Annotated in this window: 19 protein-coding genes; 5 read left to right on the forward strand and 14 right to left on the reverse strand. The window is 69.7% G+C overall.

The window, feature by feature from the left end; translation table 11 throughout:
* Positions 1-85: 85 nt before the first annotated feature.
* The gene (locus IEY21_RS13825) at positions 86-1210 is read right to left on the reverse strand and encodes a cytochrome P450 (protein ID WP_308424843.1); all 1125 of its coding nucleotides are present in this window, start codon (positions 1208-1210) and stop codon (positions 86-88) included.
* 44 nt (positions 1211-1254) lie between these two features.
* On the reverse strand, positions 1255-2691 hold the full coding sequence (locus IEY21_RS13830; RefSeq protein WP_188904936.1) for a phytoene desaturase family protein: 1437 nt from the start codon (positions 2689-2691) through the stop codon (positions 1255-1257).
* 363 nt (positions 2692-3054) lie between these two features.
* On the opposite strand from IEY21_RS13830, the gene IEY21_RS13835 reads away from it, so the two are divergent.
* Complete coding sequence (locus tag IEY21_RS13835; protein WP_188904937.1) at positions 3055-4359, forward strand: MFS transporter; 1305 nt, start codon at positions 3055-3057, stop codon at positions 4357-4359.
* A gap of 14 nt (positions 4360-4373) precedes the next feature.
* Here IEY21_RS13835 and IEY21_RS13840 read toward each other — a convergent pair whose 3' ends face one another.
* From IEY21_RS13840 to IEY21_RS13855, 4 genes are all read right to left on the reverse strand, one after another.
* Positions 4374-5453, reverse strand: coding sequence for a glycosyltransferase family 2 protein (locus IEY21_RS13840; RefSeq protein ID WP_188904938.1), 1080 nt, complete (start codon positions 5451-5453; stop codon positions 4374-4376).
* Positions 5450-6106 carry a lysophospholipid acyltransferase family protein gene (locus tag IEY21_RS13845; protein WP_188904939.1) on the reverse strand — a complete coding sequence of 219 codons (657 nt, stop codon included), beginning with the start codon at positions 6104-6106 and terminating at the stop codon, positions 5450-5452. The genes IEY21_RS13840 and IEY21_RS13845 overlap by 4 nt, the downstream gene beginning before the upstream one ends.
* Positions 6099-7034 carry a carotenoid biosynthesis protein gene (locus tag IEY21_RS13850; RefSeq protein WP_188904940.1) on the reverse strand — a complete coding sequence of 312 codons (936 nt, stop codon included), beginning with the start codon at positions 7032-7034 and terminating at the stop codon, positions 6099-6101. Before IEY21_RS13850 ends, IEY21_RS13845 begins: the two co-directional genes overlap by 8 nt.
* Before the next feature lie 115 nt (positions 7035-7149).
* Complete coding sequence (locus IEY21_RS13855) at positions 7150-8685, reverse strand: phytoene desaturase family protein (protein ID WP_188904964.1); 1536 nt, start codon at positions 8683-8685, stop codon at positions 7150-7152.
* Between the two features lie 128 nt (positions 8686-8813).
* Between IEY21_RS13855 and IEY21_RS13860 the strand changes: the two genes are divergently transcribed.
* The 4 genes from IEY21_RS13860 (at position 8814) to IEY21_RS13875 (ending at position 12619) form a co-directional block, all read left to right on the forward strand.
* Positions 8814-9041 (forward strand): hypothetical protein, encoded by a 228-nt coding sequence (locus tag IEY21_RS13860; protein WP_188904941.1) that lies wholly within the window; start codon positions 8814-8816, stop codon positions 9039-9041.
* 192 nt (positions 9042-9233) lie between these two features.
* Positions 9234-10619: a hypothetical protein gene (locus IEY21_RS13865; protein WP_188904965.1), complete on the forward strand. Its 1386-nt coding sequence runs from the start codon at positions 9234-9236 to the stop codon at positions 10617-10619.
* A 71-nt stretch (positions 10620-10690) separates the two neighbouring features.
* A complete protein-coding gene (gene mutY, locus IEY21_RS13870; RefSeq protein ID WP_188904942.1) occupies positions 10691-11728 on the forward strand; it encodes an A/G-specific adenine glycosylase in 1038 nt (345 codons plus the stop codon).
* Between the two features lie 60 nt (positions 11729-11788).
* The gene (locus IEY21_RS13875; RefSeq protein WP_188904943.1) at positions 11789-12619 is read left to right on the forward strand and encodes an isoprenyl transferase; all 831 of its coding nucleotides are present in this window, start codon (positions 11789-11791) and stop codon (positions 12617-12619) included.
* A gap of 148 nt (positions 12620-12767) precedes the next feature.
* Here IEY21_RS13875 and phoU read toward each other — a convergent pair whose 3' ends face one another.
* From phoU to IEY21_RS13915, 8 genes are all read right to left on the reverse strand, one after another.
* On the reverse strand, positions 12768-13412 hold the full coding sequence (phoU, locus tag IEY21_RS13880) for a phosphate signaling complex protein PhoU (RefSeq protein ID WP_188904944.1): 645 nt from the start codon (positions 13410-13412) through the stop codon (positions 12768-12770).
* 138 nt (positions 13413-13550) lie between these two features.
* Positions 13551-14474: a PAS domain-containing sensor histidine kinase gene (locus IEY21_RS13885; RefSeq protein WP_188904966.1), complete on the reverse strand. Its 924-nt coding sequence runs from the start codon at positions 14472-14474 to the stop codon at positions 13551-13553.
* A gap of 68 nt (positions 14475-14542) precedes the next feature.
* Positions 14543-15232, reverse strand: coding sequence for a winged helix-turn-helix domain-containing protein (locus tag IEY21_RS13890; RefSeq protein WP_188904945.1), 690 nt, complete (start codon positions 15230-15232; stop codon positions 14543-14545).
* A 35-nt stretch (positions 15233-15267) separates the two neighbouring features.
* Complete coding sequence (locus tag IEY21_RS13895) at positions 15268-17010, reverse strand: dynamin family protein (RefSeq protein WP_188904946.1); 1743 nt, start codon at positions 17008-17010, stop codon at positions 15268-15270.
* A 62-nt stretch (positions 17011-17072) separates the two neighbouring features.
* The gene (locus IEY21_RS17040) at positions 17073-17873 is read right to left on the reverse strand and encodes a PulJ/GspJ family protein (RefSeq protein ID WP_188904947.1); all 801 of its coding nucleotides are present in this window, start codon (positions 17871-17873) and stop codon (positions 17073-17075) included.
* Entirely contained in the window at positions 17870-18406 is a 537-nt protein-coding gene (locus IEY21_RS13905) for a prepilin-type N-terminal cleavage/methylation domain-containing protein (protein ID WP_188904948.1), read from the reverse strand. Before IEY21_RS13905 ends, IEY21_RS17040 begins: the two co-directional genes overlap by 4 nt.
* Entirely contained in the window at positions 18407-18868 is a 462-nt protein-coding gene (locus IEY21_RS13910; protein ID WP_188904949.1) for a pilus assembly FimT family protein, read from the reverse strand.
* Positions 18868-21036 (reverse strand): hypothetical protein, encoded by a 2169-nt coding sequence (locus IEY21_RS13915; protein WP_188904950.1) that lies wholly within the window; start codon positions 21034-21036, stop codon positions 18868-18870. The genes IEY21_RS13910 and IEY21_RS13915 overlap by 1 nt, the downstream gene beginning before the upstream one ends.
* Positions 21037-21155: the final 119 nt, after the last annotated feature.

The following is a 21155-nucleotide window of genomic DNA, read 5'->3' on the forward strand; positions in this document are numbered from 1 at the left end:
CGCCCCTCCTCAAACCACCCTTGAGGTCGGCTGGCAACTCGTTTTCCGTCCAATCTCATAAAATCTGTCAGGCCGCCAGGGGGCGTCACACAGATTTGACCACCAGCGGTCCGCGTGGTCCCAGCGTGATGCCGGGAACCGGCGTGTCGTCGCCGCGCACGGCCCGCAGGGAGGGCAGCGCCGAGAGCACGTCCAGAATCAGCATCTGCGCCAGATGCATGCCCAGGCACAGGCGTTCGCCGCCGCCGAAGGGCAGGTAGGCCCACGCGGGGGGTTTGTGTTCCCAGCGTTCAGGTCGGAAAGCGGTGGGACCCTCCCACAGCTCCGGGTCGCGGGCAGACAGGTAGGGGGCGTACAGCGCCAGGGCCCCGCGCGGCAGGCGCACGCCGTTCCACTCCAGATCGCGGCTCAGGCGGCGGCTGCCCATCCAGCCGGGGGGGTGCAGGCGCAGGGTTTCTTTCAGCACGGCCGCGTGGTGCTCCGGCGCGTGCCACTGGGGGTGGCGGGCCAGATGCCACAGCGCGTAGGCCAGGGCGTGCGTGGTCGTGTCGTGCGCGGCGGCCAGACTGACCCGCGTTTCCTCCAGCCCGCCGGGCAGCGGTGCGAGAACGGCGAGCAGGTCGTCTCCGCCCCCGGTGAGCCGCCGGGTGGCGAGCCGGCGCAGTTCGGCGTCTACCTGCAGGAACAGCAGCGGGCGGGGCAGCGCCGGCACCGGAAACGGCCGGCGCAGCGGGGCCAGAAAGGCGTGCAGCAGCCGGGGGTTGAATTCGCCGCCAAAGTACGCCGCGTTCAATAGCCGCAGCACCGCGCCGTCGGCCCAGGACAGGGCGTCGAACTCGCCGTCCGGCGCGGCGGGCAGGGCCGCGTGCGTGCGCCCGCGCAGGGCCTCCAGATGTGCCCGGCCAAATCCCGGATTGATGGTCTGCCGCCGCCTCCGGTGCGCCGGTCCGTCGGTGAGAATCACGCCTCCCGCGAGATACGGCACCACCGCCGAGAAGCCGCCCGCGCTGCGGAAGGTGTTCAGATCGCCCAGCAGCCGCCGGTTCCACGCCGGACTGAAGCCGACCACCGCCGGCAGGCCCAGCCGCAGCCGGAACACGTCGCTGCCTGCCGCCCGCGCCCGCCGCGCGCCGTTCTCGATCAGGGGCAGTGGGGCCAGGGCCCAGTCCTGCAGGTGGCCGTTGCCGGGGCGGGTGGGGGGTTCGGGCAAGGCAGACAGGGAGGCCGGGCGCGGGTTGGGGCGCGTGCCCCGGCTCACCACGTTTCGCCCACCCCCGGCACATCCAGCCCGCCCAGCGCGTCGTAGGGCAGGCCCAGCAGCCGGCCCGCACCGTTCCAGCCGCTGAGCATGGACAGCGGCACGCCGCCGCCCGGATGCACCGTGCCGCCCACCTGCACCAGATTGCGGGCCTGCGGCAGGGTCCAGCCGGGGCGCAGGCTGCCGCTCAGGCCGTGCGGGGCGCGGCCATACAGGGCGCCGTCCTGCGAGATGCGGGCGTAGTCGGCCGGACCCAGCGGCAGCCAGTCGGTGACCTCCAGCGGGCGCAACTCGGCGGGCAGGCGTTCTTGGAGCTGTTGCAACAGAAAGGCCCCGTACTCGCGCGGATGGTCCTCGACCTCTGGCCGGGGCGGCGCGTTGACGAGCAGAAAGGCGCGCTCGCCGTCCAGGTGCAGGTACAGGGTGGGATCGCCCGGCAGGCGTCCGGCACGGATGTCGCGCCATTCCTGGGCATACACGCGCGGCCAGAAGATGTGGTGGGCGCGGCCCCGGTCCCCGGCGAGGCGCAGCTGCAGCGCGAAGCCGCTGACCCCGCGCGGGGTGGGTTTCTCGTTCAGGCCCAGCCAGCCCAGGGTGAGGGCGCGGTCGGCGGCGCTGACCCAGGCGTCGGCGGCAAAGGCCCCCCGGTCGGTGTGGGCCCCCAGGACCCGGTTGCCGTGCACGCTCAGGTGGCGCACCCGCGTGCCGTATTCGAAGCGCACGCCCAGCGCCAGCGCCTGATGGTGCAGCCGCTCGGCCAGAGCGAGCAACCCCCCCTGCAGGTGCCACACGCCGTGGCCCAGTTCCACCCACGCGATGTTGTGCAGCACGGCGGGCGCGCGGTACGGATCGGCGCCCAGGTAGGTTGCAAAGCGCAGCCAGAACGGTGTCATGAACGGCCCGGAGCGCACGTAGCGGGCCAGACTCTGTCCCGGCGCGGCCCGCTGCCCACGGGTCAGGGCGTAGCGGGCAAGCCGTGCAGTGCCCGGCGGCGGCGCGAACAGAAAGGTGGGGGCGGCGTCCAGATACATGCGGCGCGACGCAGCGAGCAGGGCAGCGTAGCGGCGGCCCTCGGCCTTCGAGAGCTGCGCGAGCGTCGGTTCCAGGCTGCCCGCCACGTGCAGCGCCTCGGGAGCGAAGGTGCGGCCCTCTCCGTCTTGGGCGTGGGCGTGGTAGGTCGTGGTGGGGCGGGCGGCCTCCAGCACGGGCGCGGGCAGGGCCAACCGCGCGTGCAGGGCGCCGAAGATCTGCGGCATGGTGACCACCGTGGGTCCGCTGGAAAAGTCGCCGTAGCCCAGCGCCGCCTTGCCGCCGGGCCGCTCCAGCGCGTCCAGCACCGTGACCCGCGCCCCGGCCTGGGCCAGCCGCAGCGCCGCCGCCAGCCCCGCGAAGCCCGCGCCGATCACGGCGACGTGTTGTGGGGCGTGCCTCAACCGCCCTGCCTGCCTGTCATGGTCCCAAAGATAGTGCGGGCGGGTGGTGAGGGATGCCCCGCCAGGGGCATCTGGGGGTGCTGACGCTGTGGGCCAGCAGTTCCTCCCGGCTCAGCCGTGGCCCCCGCAGCACGCTCAGGCTGCCGCCGAAGTTCGCCGGCGAATTCCACCGCATCCGCCGTTGCGGTGAGCAGCAGAAACACCAGACTGTGCCTGAGCCGAGCGTGCGTCATGCTCCAGCCTCGCACGTGCCCCTGAGCCGCGAGGAGCTGATGGTGCCTCAGGAAAGGATGAAGGGGGGCGATCTGTTCACGCTGCGGGAACACCCAGACACGCCGCGAAACCGGGGACTACACTCCGCGCGTGTCCGATGCCGCTCCTGCCGACTCCAGCCGCGCCGTCCTGCAGTTGCCCGAGTTCCGCGCCATGCTGCTGGCGACCGTGTGCAGCACCCTGGCGGGACGGGCGGTGGCGCTGACGGTGGCGTACCAGCTGTACCAGCTGACCAAAAATCCGCTGACGCTGGGCATTCTGGGGCTGGTGGAGGCCATTCCGGCGCTGAGCCTGGCGCTGCTGGGCGGAGTGGTGGCCGACCGCAACGACCGCCGCCGCATCCTGCTGATCACGACCGCGCTGGAAACGCTGTGCGCGCTGCTGTTCTTCGTGTACGCGCCGCACGCTCCGGAGCTGGGATACCTGCCCATTCTGGGACTGATCTTTGTGCTGGGGACCGCGCGCGGTTTCTCGGACCCGGCGCTGCCCGCCTTCGAGGCGCAGGTGGTGCCGCGCGCCCTGCTGCTGCGGGCCTCGGCGTGGCAGTCGAGCGCGTGGCAGGCGGCGGCGATCATTGGACCAGCGCTGGGCGGGGGCCTGTACGCGGCGGTGGGGGCAGGGGGCGCGTACCTGTTCGCGGCCGTGCTGTACGCGCTGGCGCTGGTCGCCCTGGCCTATGTAAAGGCCAAGCCGCGCCCCTCGTTTACCCCCGGCGAGCCGGTCTGGCAGAGCGTCAAGGAGGGCTTGGCCTTCGTGGTGCAGCGGCAGGTGCTGGTGGGCAGCATGGCGCTGGACCTGTTCAGCGTGCTGTTCGGCGGAGCAGTGGCGCTGCTGCCGGTGTTCTCCTCGGACATCCTGCAGGTGGGGCCGCAGGGACTGGGCGTGCTGGTGGCCGCCCCCAGCATCGGCGCGCTGGGCGTGATGCTGTACGCCACCCGCCGCCCGCCCGGACGCGGCGCGGGGCGCACGCTGCTGCTCGCCGTGGCGGGCTTCGGCGTGTGCATGCTCGTGTTCGGGCTGTCGCGCAACTTTTACCTCAGTGTGGGCGCGCTGGTCTTCGCCGGCCTGTTCGACGGCATCAGCATGGTGATCCGCAAGGCCACGCTGCGCCTGAAGGCCCCTGACCACATGCGCGGGCGGGTGGGCGCGGTGAGCAGCATGTTCATCGGCGCGAGCAACGAGCTGGGCGCCTTCGAGAGCGGCGTGACCGCCGCGTGGCTGGGCACCGCCCGCAGCGTGTGGGCCGGGGGAATCGTGACCCTGCTGGTGGTCGCTATGACCGCGTACCTCGCCCCCGAACTGCGTGCCATGGACCTGACCGACATCGCCGAGGACCGCTCCCCCGAGGAGGCGGGCAAGGCCGCCATGGAACTGGAGCAGGGCTGGGAGGGCTGAGGTCCCCCCGGCCCTCACTGGCGGTATTCCCGGCCCTTCCACTTCACCCGTCGCCGCAGCGCCCGCAGGTACACCGGCAGCGCCAGCAACGGCGTGAGCGGTCCCAGCAGCCCCTCGGCCAGATCAGCGGGGCGGCGGCGGCCGGCAAGCAGGTTGACGGCCGCGCGCTCTACGACCCCCGCCACGCGCAGCGCCCGCGCCCCCGGCAGCGGCAGCAGCCACGGCGCGGTGTAGACCGCGAGGTGGGCGGCGGCGCTCAGCAGCAGCAGGGGCCGCGAGTGCAGGTGAATGGGCAGCACGTTCTTTGCGAACCCCTGCACCGAGTCCGGGTACGAGCGGTACATCCGCACACTGATGGCCTCCCGCCCCAGCGCCGCCGCCACCCGGCCTCCCCGCGCCTTGAGTCGGCGGGCGAACTGGGTGTCCTCCAGCACCTCCTGCCCCACCAGCGCGTAGCCCCCGGCCGCCTCCAGCGCTTCCCGGCGAAAGGCCATCACCTGCCCGTTGGCCACGCTGGCGGCGGGGTGTGGCAGCGTGATCACCGGATACGGAAAGTACGACAGCACGGCGGCGTCTACCAGCGGGGTCAGCAGCCGTTCGCCGGGCGCGCGGTTGGTCTGACGCGGCTGCACGCTGAGCAGGTCGGCCCCGCTGCGCTCCAGTTCGTGCAAGACCGCTCCAAGTGCCCCCGCGTGCCACGAGACGTCTGCGTCGGTGAAGATCAGCACGTCACCCGAGGCCGCCTTCAGCAGTTGCTGACACGCCCACGGTTTGCCGGTCCAGCCGGGCGGCAGCGCCTCGCCGCGCACCACCCGCGCCCCCAAACGGCACGCGGTCCGGGCGGTGTCGTCCCGGCTGTGGTCGTCGAGCACGATCACCTCGCAGGCGCCCTGGGCCAGTACGCCGGGCAGGGTGTGCGGCAGGTTGTGGGCCTCGTCGCGGGCCGGAATCAGCACCGAAACCCGTGGCCGGTCGGCCGGCAGGGGCCGGGGCTGCAGGCGCGGAAAATGCACCGCGTTGATGAGCAGCACCGCCGCCTTGCTGGCCAGCCAGCCGAAGGCCAGCGTGTGGTACAGCCGTGCTGGGGGCTTCACCGGTCTCCCGTGATCCAGGTGAGCAGGCGGGCAGGCCAGTTCACCGCATCGGTGCCCGTGGCCCGCCCCCGCGCCACGCACAGGTAGCCGGCCAGGGGCTGCTCGGGGTCGCTGGCGCGCAGATCATCGTCCAGCAGCGACAATTCGTGGACCAGCGCCGTTTTCAGGTCGGTGGTCGGCGTCCCGAAGCGCAGGTACGCCTCGGGCCACTGTCCGCCGCGCATCACCACGCGCAGGGCCACCGGAATCAGGGGGACGCTCGCCGTCCGCGCGGTCCAGGCCGCGCCGGGGTGCAGCGTGCCCACGGTACCGGCCGGCTGCACGGCTCCCTCGGGGAAGACGGTCACCCACGCGCCGTCCCGCGCGCTCCGCACAGCCTCCCGCACCCGCCCGGCGTCCAGCGCTCCCATGCGCCGCAGAAAGGGAAAGCGCGTGAGCTGCCGCGCCGTCATCAGCACCCGGAAGTCCGCACCCGCCCACCACGCGACCTCGCGCAGGGCGTAGCCGTCCCACCACGAATGGTGGTTGGGCGCGAGCACGGCTCCGCCGGGAGGCACCGGCCCGCGTATCCATACGCCGCCCAGCCCGGTATGCACGCTGCGGCGAATGCTGTGCTTGAGGAGGGGGGTGGCCCAGCGGGCACGCTCAGGCATGTCTGCCCCGGACCACCCGCGCCAGGCCCAGACCCAGCAGCATGGCCAGCAGCGTGACGGCGGCCTCCAGGTAGTGGCCCACCAGCAGCAGCCCGCCGGGAAGAAAGAAGGCCTCGATGGAGTAGGCGAGGGCAAAATTGATCCGGGGACCGTCCTGCCGTGCCCGCAGGACGCCCGGGCCCAGGCGCGTGATGATCCAGGCAATTCCGCTGCCCACCGCCCACCAGCCCAGGAAGTTCTGAAGCGGCGCACCGGCCCACAACGGATGGGGATCGTTCCACAGCCAGTACCGCTGCGCGGTCATCAGCGGTTCCAGCCCCACGTCCCACAGCGCGAGCAGCAGCCCGGCCAGCCACGCCCGCCCACCCGCGAGCAGCAGGCCCGAGAGGGTCAGCGCGAACCAGCCCAGCGGGACCATCAGCGGCACGCCCAGAATGCGGGGGTCGGGGGCGGTGGCGTAGGAATACACTCCGAACGGAAAGCCCGTGCGGCTGCCCAGCACCTCGGCCGCCAGTCCCAGTCCACAGGCCAGCGCCGCCAGCATCACCGACCGCCGCCAGCCCACCCGCTCGGCGGCGTACAGCAGTGCGCCCACAAACAGCGCCGCGGTACTCGCCAGCCCCAGCACCCCGAAGCCCCCCGGCCACAGCGGCACGGGAATATGCAGCGCGGCGTACAGCGCCACCATCCACATCCACGGACGGGTCTGGGCAAGCAACGCCCGCCAGCGCGCCCGCACCGTCGCCTGAAACCTGCCGCCCAGCGCGTCCCCCGCCAGCGCCAGCACCCCCGAGAGCGGCAGGCCGAGGGCAATCAGGGCCCAGCCTGCCGCCTGACCGGCGAGCACCAGCAGAGCGCCCAGAAAAGCCACGCCCAGGGCGGCAAAGGCGAGCCCGGAGCGCAGCAGGGTGGGGGAGGGGCGGGTCAAGGTCAGGTCCCGGCGTGCGGGGAGGGAAAGGTCCGCTCACGTACCGCCGCGAAACAATGCGGGGGTGGGTTCGCTCCGGTCTGTGGTCGCGCAGCCACGCCCGCCCCCATGCGCCTCACTTCCAGCCCCGTCGGGTCAGGTCCTTGACCAGCACCCGCGCGGCGTTGCGCCCACTGGCACCCATGATGCCGCCGCCGGGGTGGGTGCTGGCGCCGGTCAGGTACATGCCCTTCAGGCCCGGCCACTTGTACTGGCTGGCGCGCATCCACGGGCGGAAGGAGAACATCTGGTCAAAGCTCATTTCCAGGTGCATCACGTTGCCGCGGTGCAGGCCCAGGTTGGTTTCCAGCCACTGCGGCGTCTGGACCAGCTCGCCCACAATGGTGTCGCGGGTGCCGGGGGCGTAGTGCTCGAAGGCGTTCAGGATGTTCTCGCGGGCCTCGGCAGTACGGGTTTCCCAGCTTCCAGAGGACAGCTCATACGGGTAATACTGCGCCCACAGCCACAGCGCCTCGCCGCCGGGAGGAGCCAGCGAGTCGTCCACAGCACTGAAGCTCATGGCGATCAGCGGCGGGTCGCTTGTCGGTTCCCCGGCCAGATACTGCCCGTAGCCCTTCATGAGTTGCTGCTCGTTCTTAATCAGCAGGCCCAGGCCGACGCGGCTGCCGGGTTCGGTGTGGTGGCGGTACTTGACCTGCTCGGACAGGGCGAGGCGCAGCACCATGCCGAAGCCGTTGCCCACCCGCACACTTCTGGCCGAGGCGGGCACGTATTCGTCCGGCAGCGCCCCGGCGGTGGTGAGCACATGCGCTCCCGACACCACGGCGCGGGCGGTGTACGTCTCGCCGTTCTCCAGCCGGATGCCCTGCGCCTTGCCGTCCCTGACGATGATGTCCTTGACGGGTGCATTGACGAAGACCTCGCCGCCGTCGGCCTCAATCGCCCGCTTGAGGGCCTGGGTCAGCCCGCCGCTGCCGCCCTTGGGCCGGGCCACGCCGCCCTCGTGGTACAGCGGATGCCACAGCAAAAACGGCGCGCTGAGGGGATCGGTTGGCGGCGGCCCGCTCTGGGCCGCCATCCACGTCAACGGCGCACGCACCCGCTCGTCGGTGAAGTATTCCCTCGCCACCTCGCCGTAGGGCTTGAGGATGCGCGGCAGTTGCTCCATCCAGTCGCGGCCCTTGCCGGAGCTGACCACCATCTTGCCCATGTCCAGCGGGCCGGGCGCGGAGTTGAACAGGTCGGCCACGCTGCGGGCAAACGGCGTCCAGTCGTTCAGAAAGCGGGTGTACGCCTCACCCTGGCCCGGGAACAGGGCTTCGAGCTCCCGCGCCGTGCGCCCCGCATCCCGGTGGATGAACCACGGGGTCTCGCCGTCGTAGGCGTGGAACATCGGATCGACTTCCAGGTAATGCAGGCCGTGGCGGGTCAGCTCCAGCTCGCGGACCACCGGGGTCATGCGGATCAGGATGTGGGCGCTGCCGCCGTAGTCGAAGCGGTAGCCGGGAACCAGTTCCTCGGTGCTGACCGCCCCGCCCACGATGTGCCGGCGCTCGAACACGCCCACCTTCAGGCCCGCCTTGGCTGCGTAGGCCGCCGTCACCAGCGCGTTGTGGCCCGCCCCCATCACGATCACGTCAAAATCCGGCATGTGGATCAAGTCTGGCATGCGCCAGGCGATACGGAGGGTTGGGAATCCGCCAATGGGCAGATACGCGGAATTCGCCTGCGCCACCCCCTGACAGAGCCGGGTAAGAGCGGCCCTTCTATCCTCTTACTATGTTTGGCAACCGCCGCGTGCCCCCCCACCTCGTCCTCGCCTTCAGCGTGCTGCTGGGGGCCCTTTGCGGGGCCGGCGCCTTCTTTGCGTTTCGCTCGGGCAGCTGGGTGTGGGCCGGGCTGGCGGGCGTGCTGGCCGTGTGGTTCGTGGTGGACGCCGTGCGGGCCTACAGCTGGGTCCAGAACAGCAAACGGCAGACCGCCCCGGCAGCGGGTCAGCGGCGCTGAATTCCGGACGGGGGCGGCTCGGAGAGACCGGGGATCACGCCGGGCCGCCCTTCCCCCCTTGGGGGACCCTCCTGGAAAGGCCGCTGTTGCGGCCTGAGGTCTGCTAGTTTACGTTAAGCTTCACTTATTCCGTCCGCGTTGCGCCGCCCGGTGGCGTAACGCCCTTTGTTGGAGGTCTGCCGCGTGAAATCAATGCGTTACATCATCACCCGTCCCTGCCTGCAAGAGGGCAGCCTGCGTCTCCTCAAATACCTGGAGGACACTTTCCCGCAAAGTGGTCCGGCGATCTTCGTGGACGACAAGGGCGCAGAGCACACCGTGCAGGTCGATACCGAGCGCCGGCGGGTGTGGGGACTGGGCGGGATGTACCACGCGCAGCATCTGGGCGTCAACGACGTGCTGATCATCACCAATCTGGCCCCGGCGCGCTATCAGGTGGAGGCCATCGTCAAGCCGCACGCCCCGCCCGCCGCGCCGCGCCGCGAGGAGGCCCGCGCCGCAGAAACGCGGCGGGTGGTGGTCAACTCGACCGCCCACGTGCGCGAGGTCCGCACGCGTGAGCTGCCCGCCGAGCCGCAGACGGCCCCGGCCGAGCCACAGGGGGCCGAACACCACGTTTCCGAGCAGCCCGTGGCCGAGAACCGTATGCCCGAGAACCGAGTGGTCGGGCCGCGCCTGAGTGCGCCGGCCGTCACCCCCGCGGCAGGATCGCCCGAAGCGCGGATCACCGAGCACCGGCCCGCCAGCCCGCGCCCTGCCCCCGCGCAGCCCGCGCCGATGCCGGTCACCGCGTCCGCGCGGACCACGGAAGTTCCCCGTGCGCCCGAGCAGCCGCGGGTGGTTGCCGAAAAAGCCGTTCCGGTACCCATTCCCCGCCCCGCCGCCATCCCGGAGGGAGCGGCCCAGGAGAACGGGGCACAGGAAGCCAGGGCACAGCTGGCCGAACTCGCCCGCCTGACCGGCTACCGTCTGGAACAGCTGGGCGGCGTGGTGCGCCTGAGCGCCGAGCTGGGCGCACACGGGTACTCGGTGCTGGTGGCGCTGGATGACGACGCCCGGCGCAGCCCGGACTGGAAGGAAACGGCCGACTACCGCGTGCTGCTGACCACCGAGACCGAGCGGCCCCAGGGCGTGTCGCGCCTGACCCGCGAGGCGCTCGCCGCCCTGATCGAGCATGCCCACCTGGCCCCGCTGTCGGCGGTGGACCTGCGCGGGTACTGGAAAGCGGGCAACGTGGACCTGGATTCCGCCGCGAGCGTCGCGGAACTGGTGAGCGCACACCTCGCGCAGCGCGGGGCCTTCAGCTTCGTGCTGCTCACGCTGGCGCAGCAGCCGGCCCACACCGTGATCAGCGTGCCGCGCCTCGCCGAGCGCCTGGGCAGCGGCGTGAACCTCGCCGAGCTGAGCAGCATCCTGGAAACGCTGTCGCGCGCGCCGTTCCTGGCCCTGACGCCGCTGCCCGGCGGCCAGTACCTGCTGCGCGTGGGTATGGGCGAGCTGCTCGCCGATCTGGCCGAGTATGCCGAGGGAGTGGGCCGCCGCGTCAGGGTCCCCGCCCGCGACAAAATGCTGGTTTAACAAAGTGCTGGTCTAATCGCTGCCCGCCAGCCCTCACCTTCTGTGTCTCACCGCGCCCCTAGACTGGCGCGGTGAGTGCTGTTTGTGCCCCCCTGCCCGGCCTGAGGGCTGCGCTGCTGGCGTGGTTTGATGCTGCCGGGCGCGACCTGCCATGGCGGCACGGGAAGGAGGGCCAGCGTGAGCCGTACCGCGTGTGGGTGGCCGAGATTCTGCTGCAGCAGACCCAGGTGGTCCGGGGGCTGCAGTACTACGGCCGTTTTCTGCAGGCGTTTCCGACGGTGGAAGCGCTGGCCCGGGCACCCGTAGAGGACGTGCTCAAGGCCTGGGAGGGCTGCGGCTACTACGCCCGCGCCCGGCTGCTGCACCGGGCCGCGCAGCAGGTGGCGGCCTCGGGCTGGCCCAGCGGATATGACGGCTGGCGGGCCCTGCCCGGCGTTGGGCCGTACACCGCCGCCGCCGTGACCAGCCTGGCGTACGGGGAGCGCCGCGCGGTGAGTGACGGCAACGTGCGCCGGGTGCTGTCGCGGCTGTACGGCGAGGCCCGGCCCACCGACGCCTGGGTGCAGGCGCGGGCCGACGCCCTGCTGGACCCGGCGCGGCCCGGCGCGTGGAACGAGGCGGTGATGGATCTGGGCGCGACCGTCTGCACGCCCAGGAACCCGCGGTGCCCCGAATGCCCGCTCGTGGCCCACTGCGCCGCGTGGGCGGGCGGCACCCCCACGGCCTTCCCGGCTCCGAAAGTGCGTGCGGCGGTACGGGCGGTCACCGCGGTGGCTGTCCTGATCGGTGATCCGCAGCAGGCAGTGCTGGAGCGGCGCGGCGGCGGGTTGCTGGGTGGCCTGTCGGGCCTGCCGATGCGTGAGGTCGCCCCCGGCGAGTCGCTCGCGCAGGCCCTGCAGGCGCTGTGTGAGCGGCTGGGCGCCCAGTCCGGCGAGCCGCTGGGTCAGGTCACGCACCGCATGACCCACCGGGAGATCACGCTGCACGTGTACGCCGCGCACGCGCCGTTGCCGCGTCTGGAGGTGGCGGAGGCGGCCCTCTCCCGGCTGGACCACAAGGCGCTGGCGCTCTGGAACGTCCGGCACGCCGGTCTGTTCGCCGGTGCCTGAGGCCGTTCATTCATTTGAGGGACGCTCCGGCCGGGTGGCCGCGCTACACTGACCGCGTCTATGAAGGCCAAGCCCGTCAACGTCGCCCTGAGTACCCTGCAAAAAACGCGGAGTGCGGCGCGTGGAGCGCTGCTGTGGGGCTACGAGCAGCGTCTGGCGCGTGAAGTGGGGGAGGGCGGCAAGCTGCCCCGGCACCTGGGACTGATTCTGGACGGCAACCGCCGGTACGCGCGGGCGAGCGGCATGCAGCGCGAACTCGGTCACTCCTTTGGGGCCGACAAGGCGCACGAGGTCTTGCAGTGGTGCCTGGAACTGGGCATTCCCGCCGTGACCATCTGGGTGCTGTCCACCGACAACACCAGCCGTGACCCCGAGGAGATCGCGCACATTCTGGGCCTGCTGCAGCGCGAGGCGCTGAACCTCTCGACCGATCCCCGCATTCATGCCAACCGGGTGCGGGTGCGGGCCATCGGGCAGCACACTGCCTTTCCTGCCCATGTGCTCGACGCCCTGCGTGAACTGGAGGCCAGGACCGCGCACTACGACGGCATGCGCCTGAACATCGCGGTGGGTTACGGCGGGCGCGAGGAGATCGTGGACGCGGTCAAGCTGCATCTGGCGTCCCAGGCCGACGCCGGAATGACGCTGGAAGCCGCCGCCGCTGCCCTGACCCCGGACGACATCAGCGCGCACCTGTACACCGCCGACACGCCCGATCCGGATTTCATCATCCGCACCAGCGGCGAGATCCGGCTCTCAGGCTTCATGCTGTGGCAGAGCGTGTATTCCGAATACTACTTCTGTGACGTGTACTGGCCGGGCTTTCGCCGGGTGGACTTTCTGCGGGCGTTGCGGGACTTTCAGGGCCGGGACCGCCGCTTCGGCAAGTAGGAACAGACCCTTCCTTCAGCCGGCGGTCATGTGGCCGCCTGCAGCCGGAACGGGGGCGGGGCCGGTTGCATGATCCGGCGGCGCCGGTTCTCTGCCCGGGTCATCCGGGGCGGGTGGCCGCTCTGCGCCGCTGCCCGTGGCCCAGCCCCTACGCTTCGCGCTGTCCCGTGACCCAGTAGCGCACGCGCTCGGCGACGTTTTCCATGTGGTCGCCGACCCGTTCCAGGCTGCGGCCCACCCGCATCAGCATCAGCGCCTTGGAGATGTTGCGGGGATCTTCCAGCATGTACGTCACCAGCTCGCGCTGAATCTGCTCGTACAGGTCGTCCACCTCGTCGTCCATCTCGATGGTGCTCTCGGCGCGGGTCACGTCCCGGTCGGCAATGGCCGTGCGCAGGTTCTGGCTCATCTCGCCCAGGCGTTCGAGCATGCGCGACAGGTTGACGTAGCGCTTGAGGGCCGGGGCCTGGGCCAGCTCGGCTCCGTCCTCGGCCACGTGCACCACGTAGTCGCCCATGCGCTCGATGTCCGAGAGGCTCTTGAGAATCAGCGCCACCATGCGCAGGTCGCGGGCCACCGGCTGGTGCCGCGCGATGATTCGCAGGCACTCGGCCTCAATCTGCGCTTCCTGAGCGTCCACCTCGCGGTCCAGGGCACGCACCTCTTCCAGGCGCTCGACCGCCTCGTGCAGCAGCACCTCGGCGGCCACCGGCATCATCCGTTCAACTGTGCCCAGCATGTTCAGCGCGCCGTTGAGGACGCTTTTCAGATCATTTTCAAGAACTTCACGCATGCAGACTCCTGGAGGCAAACTAGCATCTGGTGGATCGGGAAACGGGCGGAGGGTGGGGGCGGTGACGGGGCGCGGCGTGAAGCGGGGAATGGAGTCAGACGCCGCGCCCCCGCGGCCGTGGTGTGGCGCGGCTGCCCCTCACCCGAGCCCCCCCACGCCCGGCAGGGTGAAGCAGAAGGCGTTGCGCCCGTCGACCCGCGTGGCCCAGGCCTGTCCCCCCCAGCCGTGGACGATGCTGCGGACGATGTACAGCCCCATGCCGCTGCCCTGGCCCGGCGCCGACGCGCCGCGCGTGTGCGCCTGAAACAGGCTGTCGGTCTCGGGAATGGGTGGGCCGTGGTCGAGCACACTGACCTCGACCCAGCTGCCGCGTGCAGCGGTCTGCACCTCGACCGCCTCGCCCGGCGGGCCGTATTTCAGGGCGTTCTCGATCAGGTTGAGCAGCACCTGCAGCAGCTTGTCGGGGTCGGCGCGCACCAGATGGTCCGGCCCGAAACTCAGCGCGGCTCCGCGCGTGTTCAGTTCGCTGTCCAGCAGACGCCCGGCACGCGCAAAGGCCTCGGCCAGGGGCAGGGTGCGCGCGCGGGTGGGCCGGAACCCCACGGCAAGGTCCTCGACGAGGCGGGCAAGACGGCCGGTTTCCTGCAGTCCCTGGCGCACGAAGTTCTGCGACAGCTCGCGCGGCATGTCGTACTCCAGGGCCTCCAGTACGCCGCGCAGCGCCGCGACCGGCGTGCGGAACTCATGCGACAGCACGGCGGTCGCCTCGCGCAGCTCGGCCTCGCGGCGGCGGTGCTCGGTCACGTCCTCCACCACCAGCGCCGCGCTCCCGCCCGCCCCGTCATGCATGGCCGCGCAGCGCAGGGTGCGTCCCCCGACCTCCAGTTCCAGCTCGCCGCCGCGCTCGATCAGCGCCTCCAGGCTGTGGCGCCTTACCACCTCCAGCACCGGGCGGCCCACGGCGCGTTCCTGCGGCACCCCCCACAGCCGCGCCGCCGCCGCGTTCACGCGCGTGACCACGCCGTTCTGGCACAGCAGCACGGCCTGGGGCAACAGGTCCATCCAGCGGTCGGGCAGGGTGGTCGCGCCCACCTGACTCCCGTCTGCCCGCGCCGCGCGGTCCGGCCCATTCACGCCGTTTCCGTCCACGGACGCATGCGGTAGCCCTTGCCGCGCACGGTTTCCAGAAAGCCGGGTCGCCCCGGATCGTCGCCCAGGTGGGCGCGCAGCTGCGTGATGTGCTGGTCCACCGTGCGCTCTCCGCCCAGGAAGTCCGCGCCCCAGACCCGGTCGAGCAGTTCGCTGCGCGAGTAGACCCGGCCCACATGCTGGGTCAGGAACGCCAGCAGGTCGAACTCCCGGCGGGTCAGGTTCAGGCGCTGTCCCGAGACGCGGGCCTCCGCAGCGGCCAGATCCACCTTCAGGGGACCGTTGCTCAGGGACTGGGGGGTGTCCGGCAGGCTGCGGCGCAGCAGGGCGCGCACCCGCGCCACCAGCTCCGCCGCGCCGAAGGGTTTGGTCAGGTAGTCGTCCGCGCCGGTTTCCAGGCCCTCGACCCGCTCGGTTTCGGCGGCGCGCGCCGTGAGCATCAGCACCGGCATGCGGCGCAGTTCGGGGTCGCCGCGCAGCCGCCTCAGAAAGTTCAAGCCACTCTCGCCGGGCATCATCCAGTCCAGGACCAGGGCGTCGGCCCCGCTCAGGGCCTCGGTGGCCCCCGCCGTGGAGGGCAACGCCGTAACGCGCAGACCGGCCCGCTCCAGGTGAAAGCGCAGCACATCCCGCACCGTTTCCTCATCCTCGATGACAACGACGTGGCTCATTGCTCCTCATTCTGAGCGGTCAGGTCAGGGAGATGTCAGCCTTCCGGGGTGGGGGCCGGGGCAGGCTGCCCTGCTCCCAGCTCCCGGACCCCGGCGCGCAGGGTATCGAGCTGTTCCTGCAGTTCGCCCGCACGTGTCCGGGCCGCGTCCAGTCGGCGCTGCTCCTGCTCGGTAAAGCGGGTATAGGGGCTGATCGCGTCGCGCAGCCGGGCGTCGGCGCGTTCCTGCTCGCGCTCGTATTCGCGCCGGACGATGGTCTCCAGCACCTCCCGCAGCTTCTCGACCTTGTGGCGCAGGCTGCGGTGGGCCTGCAGCCGCCGGTTGGGCAGCACGAACAGTCCCAGGCTGCCCAGCGTGAGGCCCGCGAGGATGCCGCCGGTAAAGTCCAGCGCCGAGGCGCCGATCAGGGCGCCCAGGCCCGCGCCGATGCCGATGCCGCCCGCCAGACCGCCCACCGCGCCCTGCATGGCTTCCTGAGCGTCGCGGCCCAGTTGCCGGGCCAGCTCGTTCTGGGTGACATTCTCCAGATGGTCGTGGGCGCTGCCGGCAATGCCCTGCAGCAGCGCGCCCCGGTCGTAGGAAAAGCGGGTGCGGGCCACCTCGCTGCTCGGCTGGCGGCGAATCAGAAAGGCCTGCACGTCTTCCCAGAAGTGCAGGTTGGCCTCCACGAAACGGTCGATCATGCTGCCGAACTGCCGGTCAATGGCGTCGGGCAGGTCCGCGACCGCCTCCTGCCGGAACTGCTCTTCAATCTCGCGGCTGTTCAGCAGCCCGCGCAGGTTGCCGAAGCGCAGTTTGTCGTCGATAAAGCGGTCGGCCCGCACCTCGAACTCGGACAGCAGGCGCGAGACGCGGTTGAGCTGTCCGTCCAGTTCGCCCAGCATGGTCACGCGGTGGTGTTCGCGCTGGTCTTCCAGATCGCGCAGGATGCGCAGGTCCTCGGCGAGCGTCTGCCGGGCGGCCTCGGCCCGCGCCACCTCGCCGGACAGCAATTCGGTCGCCGTGCCCAGCGGACTTTGCAGCTTCAGCCGGGCACGTTCTGTTTCCGACAGGCGAGACTTCAGCACTTCCCGCAGCGCCGAGAAGCCGGGGTCGCCTCCGCGCTGCTCGCTCCGCGCACTGATCAGCACGACCGGCGGGGTCAGGCCGAGTACGCCGCGCGCTCCGGTTTCCACGAACTCGCGCACCTGCTCTTTTTGCTCGGGGGTCTCGAGCAGGTCGGCCTTGTTCACCACCATCACCACCGCGCGGCCCCAGCGGGCGGCCAGCGCCAGAAACTGACGCTCGGACTCGGTGAAGGGGCGGTCGGCACTGGTCAGAAACAGCAGCAGGTCGGCGCGGGGCAAGAAGCCCTCGGTCAGCGCCTGATGCTGGCGGATGATGGCGTTGGTTCCCGGCGTGTCCACCAGCGCCACCCCCTCCAGACTGGGCAGCGGGTAGGTCAGGCGGCTGACAAAGGGGTCGCGCGTCGGTTCCATCTGGCCCGGCGTCTCACCGTGAACCAGCACGTAGATGCGGTCGGTGGTGGGCGTGACTCCTTCGGGCAGCACGGCGGCACCCAGCAGGGCATTGACGAAACTGCTTTTTCCCGCATTGAATTCGCCGACGACCACCAGCAAGAAGGTCTCGTCCAGGGTGCGGGCCGCGGTGCGGGCGTGCTCCACGGCCTCGGGCGGCGCTCCCTGGGTTTCCAGAAAGGCCTGCAGATCGGCGAGCAGCGCCCGCTCACGCGACAGCAGCTCCTGAACGCGGCTGGACACAAGCGTGGACACGGACATGACGGCAGTGTAGGGCCTGCACGCAGGCGGGCACGTGGAGGCTCAGGACTTCTTGAAGATGTTCAGTTGGCCGAGATCTTGCCGAGGTTGGTGGGATACACCGAGATGGTGTAGGTACCGGCAGCGCCAGGCAGCCGCAGGGTGGTGCCGCCGACCTTGCGGGTGGTGGCGAGGTTGAGGGTGACGCTGTTGACCGGGTTGACGGCCGAGGCGGGCAGACCGTTGGCCGCGGTGTAGGTGAACATGGTGTAGGTGTTGTCGGTGGGGGAGGTGGTGGTAAAGCCGGTGGTGGCCGTGGTGGGGGCAATGTAGTCGGAGAGGATGTTGGGGGTATTGCTGGTGGGAACGATGGGAGGGGTGGCGGGGGGGCCTCCTCCCAACCCAGCCGCAATGGTCCCCCGGTACTCGGCAAGAACCCAGGTGTCTCCGTTGGTGGCGTCCAGGCCGGGGCTTCTCCAGCTTCCCGTGCCGGTGCCCGAGACCCACACCGAGCGCTTGACTGGGTAGTACGCGAGGAACCGGTACGCTCCCCCCGCCAGTTCGGGCGGCAGGACCATTGCCAGAATGGGATCGGTGCCCACCAGCCAGCTGTTTCCCCCCGCCGGCTTCTGGGTCAGCGACGTGCCCGTCATGGTGATCGTCTGCCCCGGCGGATACACGTACCACGCCTCCCTGAGCTTCCCGGAAATCAGCTGCTGAGCGTTCAGCAGTTCCTGTTGCAGCTCCGCACGGCTGCTGGACTGGGCGGAGGCCTGGCTGCCCTGCGTAAAGAAGCTCACGAGTGCCGTCAGCACGATGCCGATCAGGGCCATCGCGACCAGCATTTCCAGCAGCGTGAATCCCGCCTGTGTGAGGCGTTTCATTGGGGCCTCAGCACATCAAGGGTCAGGGCCACGTCCTGGGCCCCGATGACCTGCGTGGTTCCCGTGCCGGTGCCCGACTGCACGGTGACGCGGCGCAGGATCGGAACGGCGCCACTGGTCAGGGTGGCATTGGAGGAGGCCGTGCAGGTGGCCGAGGTGGACGTCTTGAGGTCATTCACGGGAGCGGAGGTCGCGGGGCTGGCCACCGTACCATCCTGCTTGATCGGCTCTGCCCGCGTACTCAGGTTGATGAACTTCACGGTGTATCCGGCTGGAACGGTCATGCTGGGGGCACAGGCCTTGTCGTAGTTGCTCGCGACCGTCCAGGCGCCCCGCACGCTTTCCATAACCTGCTGCACGCCGGTCGTGGTGTCCAGCTGCCGCTGTGCCTGCCGGTTCAGATTCAGGGACCCGGTCAGGGTGGCGGTCAGAACGGCGGTCAGGATTCCCAGCAGGCCGATGGCGACCAGAACCTCGATCAGGGTAAAGCCCTGCTGCGCGGCCCCGGCGTGGGTGCTTGTGCGGTGGGTCATCTACGACCCCGCCGCCGTCAGAATGACCTTTCCCGTCACGCCGACAATTCTGATCTCGAGATCATTGATTCCGCTCACGGGACTCCTGAGGGTATAGACGCTTCCCGTCGCTCCTGCGCCCAGCTCACCGTAGGGAGCCTGATACGTGACGTTCGTCGTTGTGCCGCTGCCACAGGTCGTCTTGCAGATCACCCTGACGTTGTTCGGCAGGGTCTTGGTGACCGTATCGACCTTGTAGGTGGTGTTGCCCGCACTGCCGGGCAGTACCAGAACAATATCCGTACTGCCCCGCTGCGCCTGCGACCGTGCCCAACGGAGGTCGGTGGCGACCTGGGTGGCGGCTTCACGCAACTCTGCCGTGCGGATGCTCTTGATCAGGTTGACGCTGAAAATGCCCATCAGAATACCGATGATGGCCAGCACCACCAGAATTTCCAGGAGGGTAAAACCCTGGGCCCGCATCAGTACTGCCCCGCCGTCGCCTGTTTCCAGGTCAGATTTGCCAGACGCTTCTGGGTGTTGCTGGCGTCTGCACCCTGCCAGACCATCACGATGGGGGAAGAGGGAATGATGTCCTTCTTCAGCCGGTTGTCGAACGAGAAGTCATCGCCGTAGCCGTTGGTAAAGGTGACTGTGGTTCCGCTCAGCCCCGCGACCCCGTTCAGGCCGTAGCGGTTTTCCACGACGCTGCCGATGACATGGCGCGAGCCCTGCATCCGGCGGCTGCTGTAATTTTCAACGTTGAAGGCTCCCCGGCTCGCCATGATCGCGGCGTGGTACGTGGCCTCGGCCTGCGTGAACTTGCTCATCACCACGTCGTTGTTGGGAGCGAACAGGCCCAGGGCGTTGACCGGTTCGGCGTTGCCGGTCTTGGGACAGCCCGCCTGGGCGTTGCTGTTGGCGCAGGGGGTGTTGGACATGGTCAGGTCGGTGTCCAGCGTGATGCCCTGTTTGGCCGTCACATTGATCTTGGCAAACGAGGCCAGGGCGGGCGGCATCTTGCTGACGTCTGCCGTCATGCTGGTGTTGGTCCGGAGCGGTCCGGTCACGTTGGCGTCCGAATCGCTGTAGATCACACCGTTAAAGGTGATTCCGGTCGATGCCCAGCCGTTGCCTTTCTTTTCATACAGAATCTTGTCGGGGCCAAAGCGGTATTCCCGGGAGTCGTTGACGATTTTCGGGCGAATGTAGTAGTACGTCTTGCCGCCAGAAATGGTGGTGGTGCGGTGACCGTCGGGCCAGGTGTCGTAGGTGGACTTGTCGATCTCCAGCCATTTTGACTGGTCGTACGTCCCGGACTCCTCCTGCTTCTTGATCCGGATGTACTGGTAGGTGGGGTTTGGTTCGGTCCACGCGGATTTGGCGGCGTTGTAGGTGGTGAGCGGATTGCCGTCGCTGTCTCCGGCCACGAGTTCCACACCGCTTTCCTTACCATCCAGCACCAGACCGCTCGTCACCGCATCCGTCTGCTGGTTATCGCTGTTCAGGAGCAGCGGAACATAGCTGTCGGTGAAGGTGACGGCGTTGGTTCCGGTATCGGCGAAGGTCGTGCCCTGAGCCATCATCTTGGCCTTGAGGCTGGCGTTGATCGCGTCGACCCCGGCGCCGGCACTCGCGGGTTTGATCAGCGTGTTCAGGCCGCCGTAGAAACCCGCGCCGTCGCCCTTGGTGCAATCGGTGCCCGCGGGAGCCGACGAGGCTGGAAAGCTGGTACAGCCCACACTCTTGACCTTGCCCTTGAAGGCGGCCCGGTTGATGTTAAAGAGCATACGGATTTTCTGGTTCGTGAAGAAGTCGCCGTCAATGGTGTCGTTGTAAAAACCACCGTCGGCAGCCGGCCACTCGTTGATGAACAGCACGTTCTCGAACGGATTGGGCACCGTGATCTCGAACCACCAGTCGCCGTCGGTGGTGCGGGTCGCCTTCAGGTAGCGTGTTCCGCCGCCCGCGTCTCCCTTCACGGACGCGCTGGTGGCTCCCAGGTAGAACCTGTAGCGGCGCTCGGTCAGTTTCACCACGCGGATGGGCCGGACGTCGTATTTGACATTGCCCACCGTCACATTGTTGAGGCTGTTCGCCCACCAGTTCAGCAGTTCCGTGCGGCTGGCGGTGCTGGACGGACGTTCGGAGGCAGGCAGCTGGTTGTAGGCCACCGATTTGACGCCGTCGGCCAGGATGCCGTAGGAGGCCGGGGTGGGCGCGGCCGTGGCCACGCACTGCACGGCGAGCGGAAAGACGTCCGCGTCTCCGGCTTCCCGGGGGGTGGCGAAGTCGCTGGTGGACACCCAGGGATTGGTCGCGCCCGCCTGCCCGCAAAACGCCTTGGCGTCGTCCTCCACGGTTTGTGGGTCGGTCCCGGAGGCCATCTGGAGGTTGGTAACACTCTTGCCACTCGCGTCGGTCACGTTGGTGGTCAGGATGTTCTGGAAGTCCCGGAGGCGGCTGCGGACCATGCTGATGCTCGATTCTGCGGCGTACTGCGCCCGCAGCGCCGCCGCCTGATCGGCGGTGTTCTGCCGGCTGCCCAGTCCCAGGCGCAGCGAGGCGGCGAGCAGGCCCGAGAGCAGCAGCAGCATGAACAGGACGACGAGGACCATCGTCACTCCCTGAGTGGACTGCGTACGATTCATGGTTCCAGTGTGCCCGGACGCCTGTGGCGAAACCATTACCCGAATGGGGCCAGCTTCCCCCCCAGATGTGGGGGACCGCGCGCCGCCGGACAGGGGGCCAGCTTCTCCACACAAGGCCA

It is taken from the genome of Deinococcus aerophilus, assembly GCF_014647075.1.
GTDB lineage: Bacteria > Deinococcota > Deinococci > Deinococcales > Deinococcaceae > Deinococcus > Deinococcus aerophilus.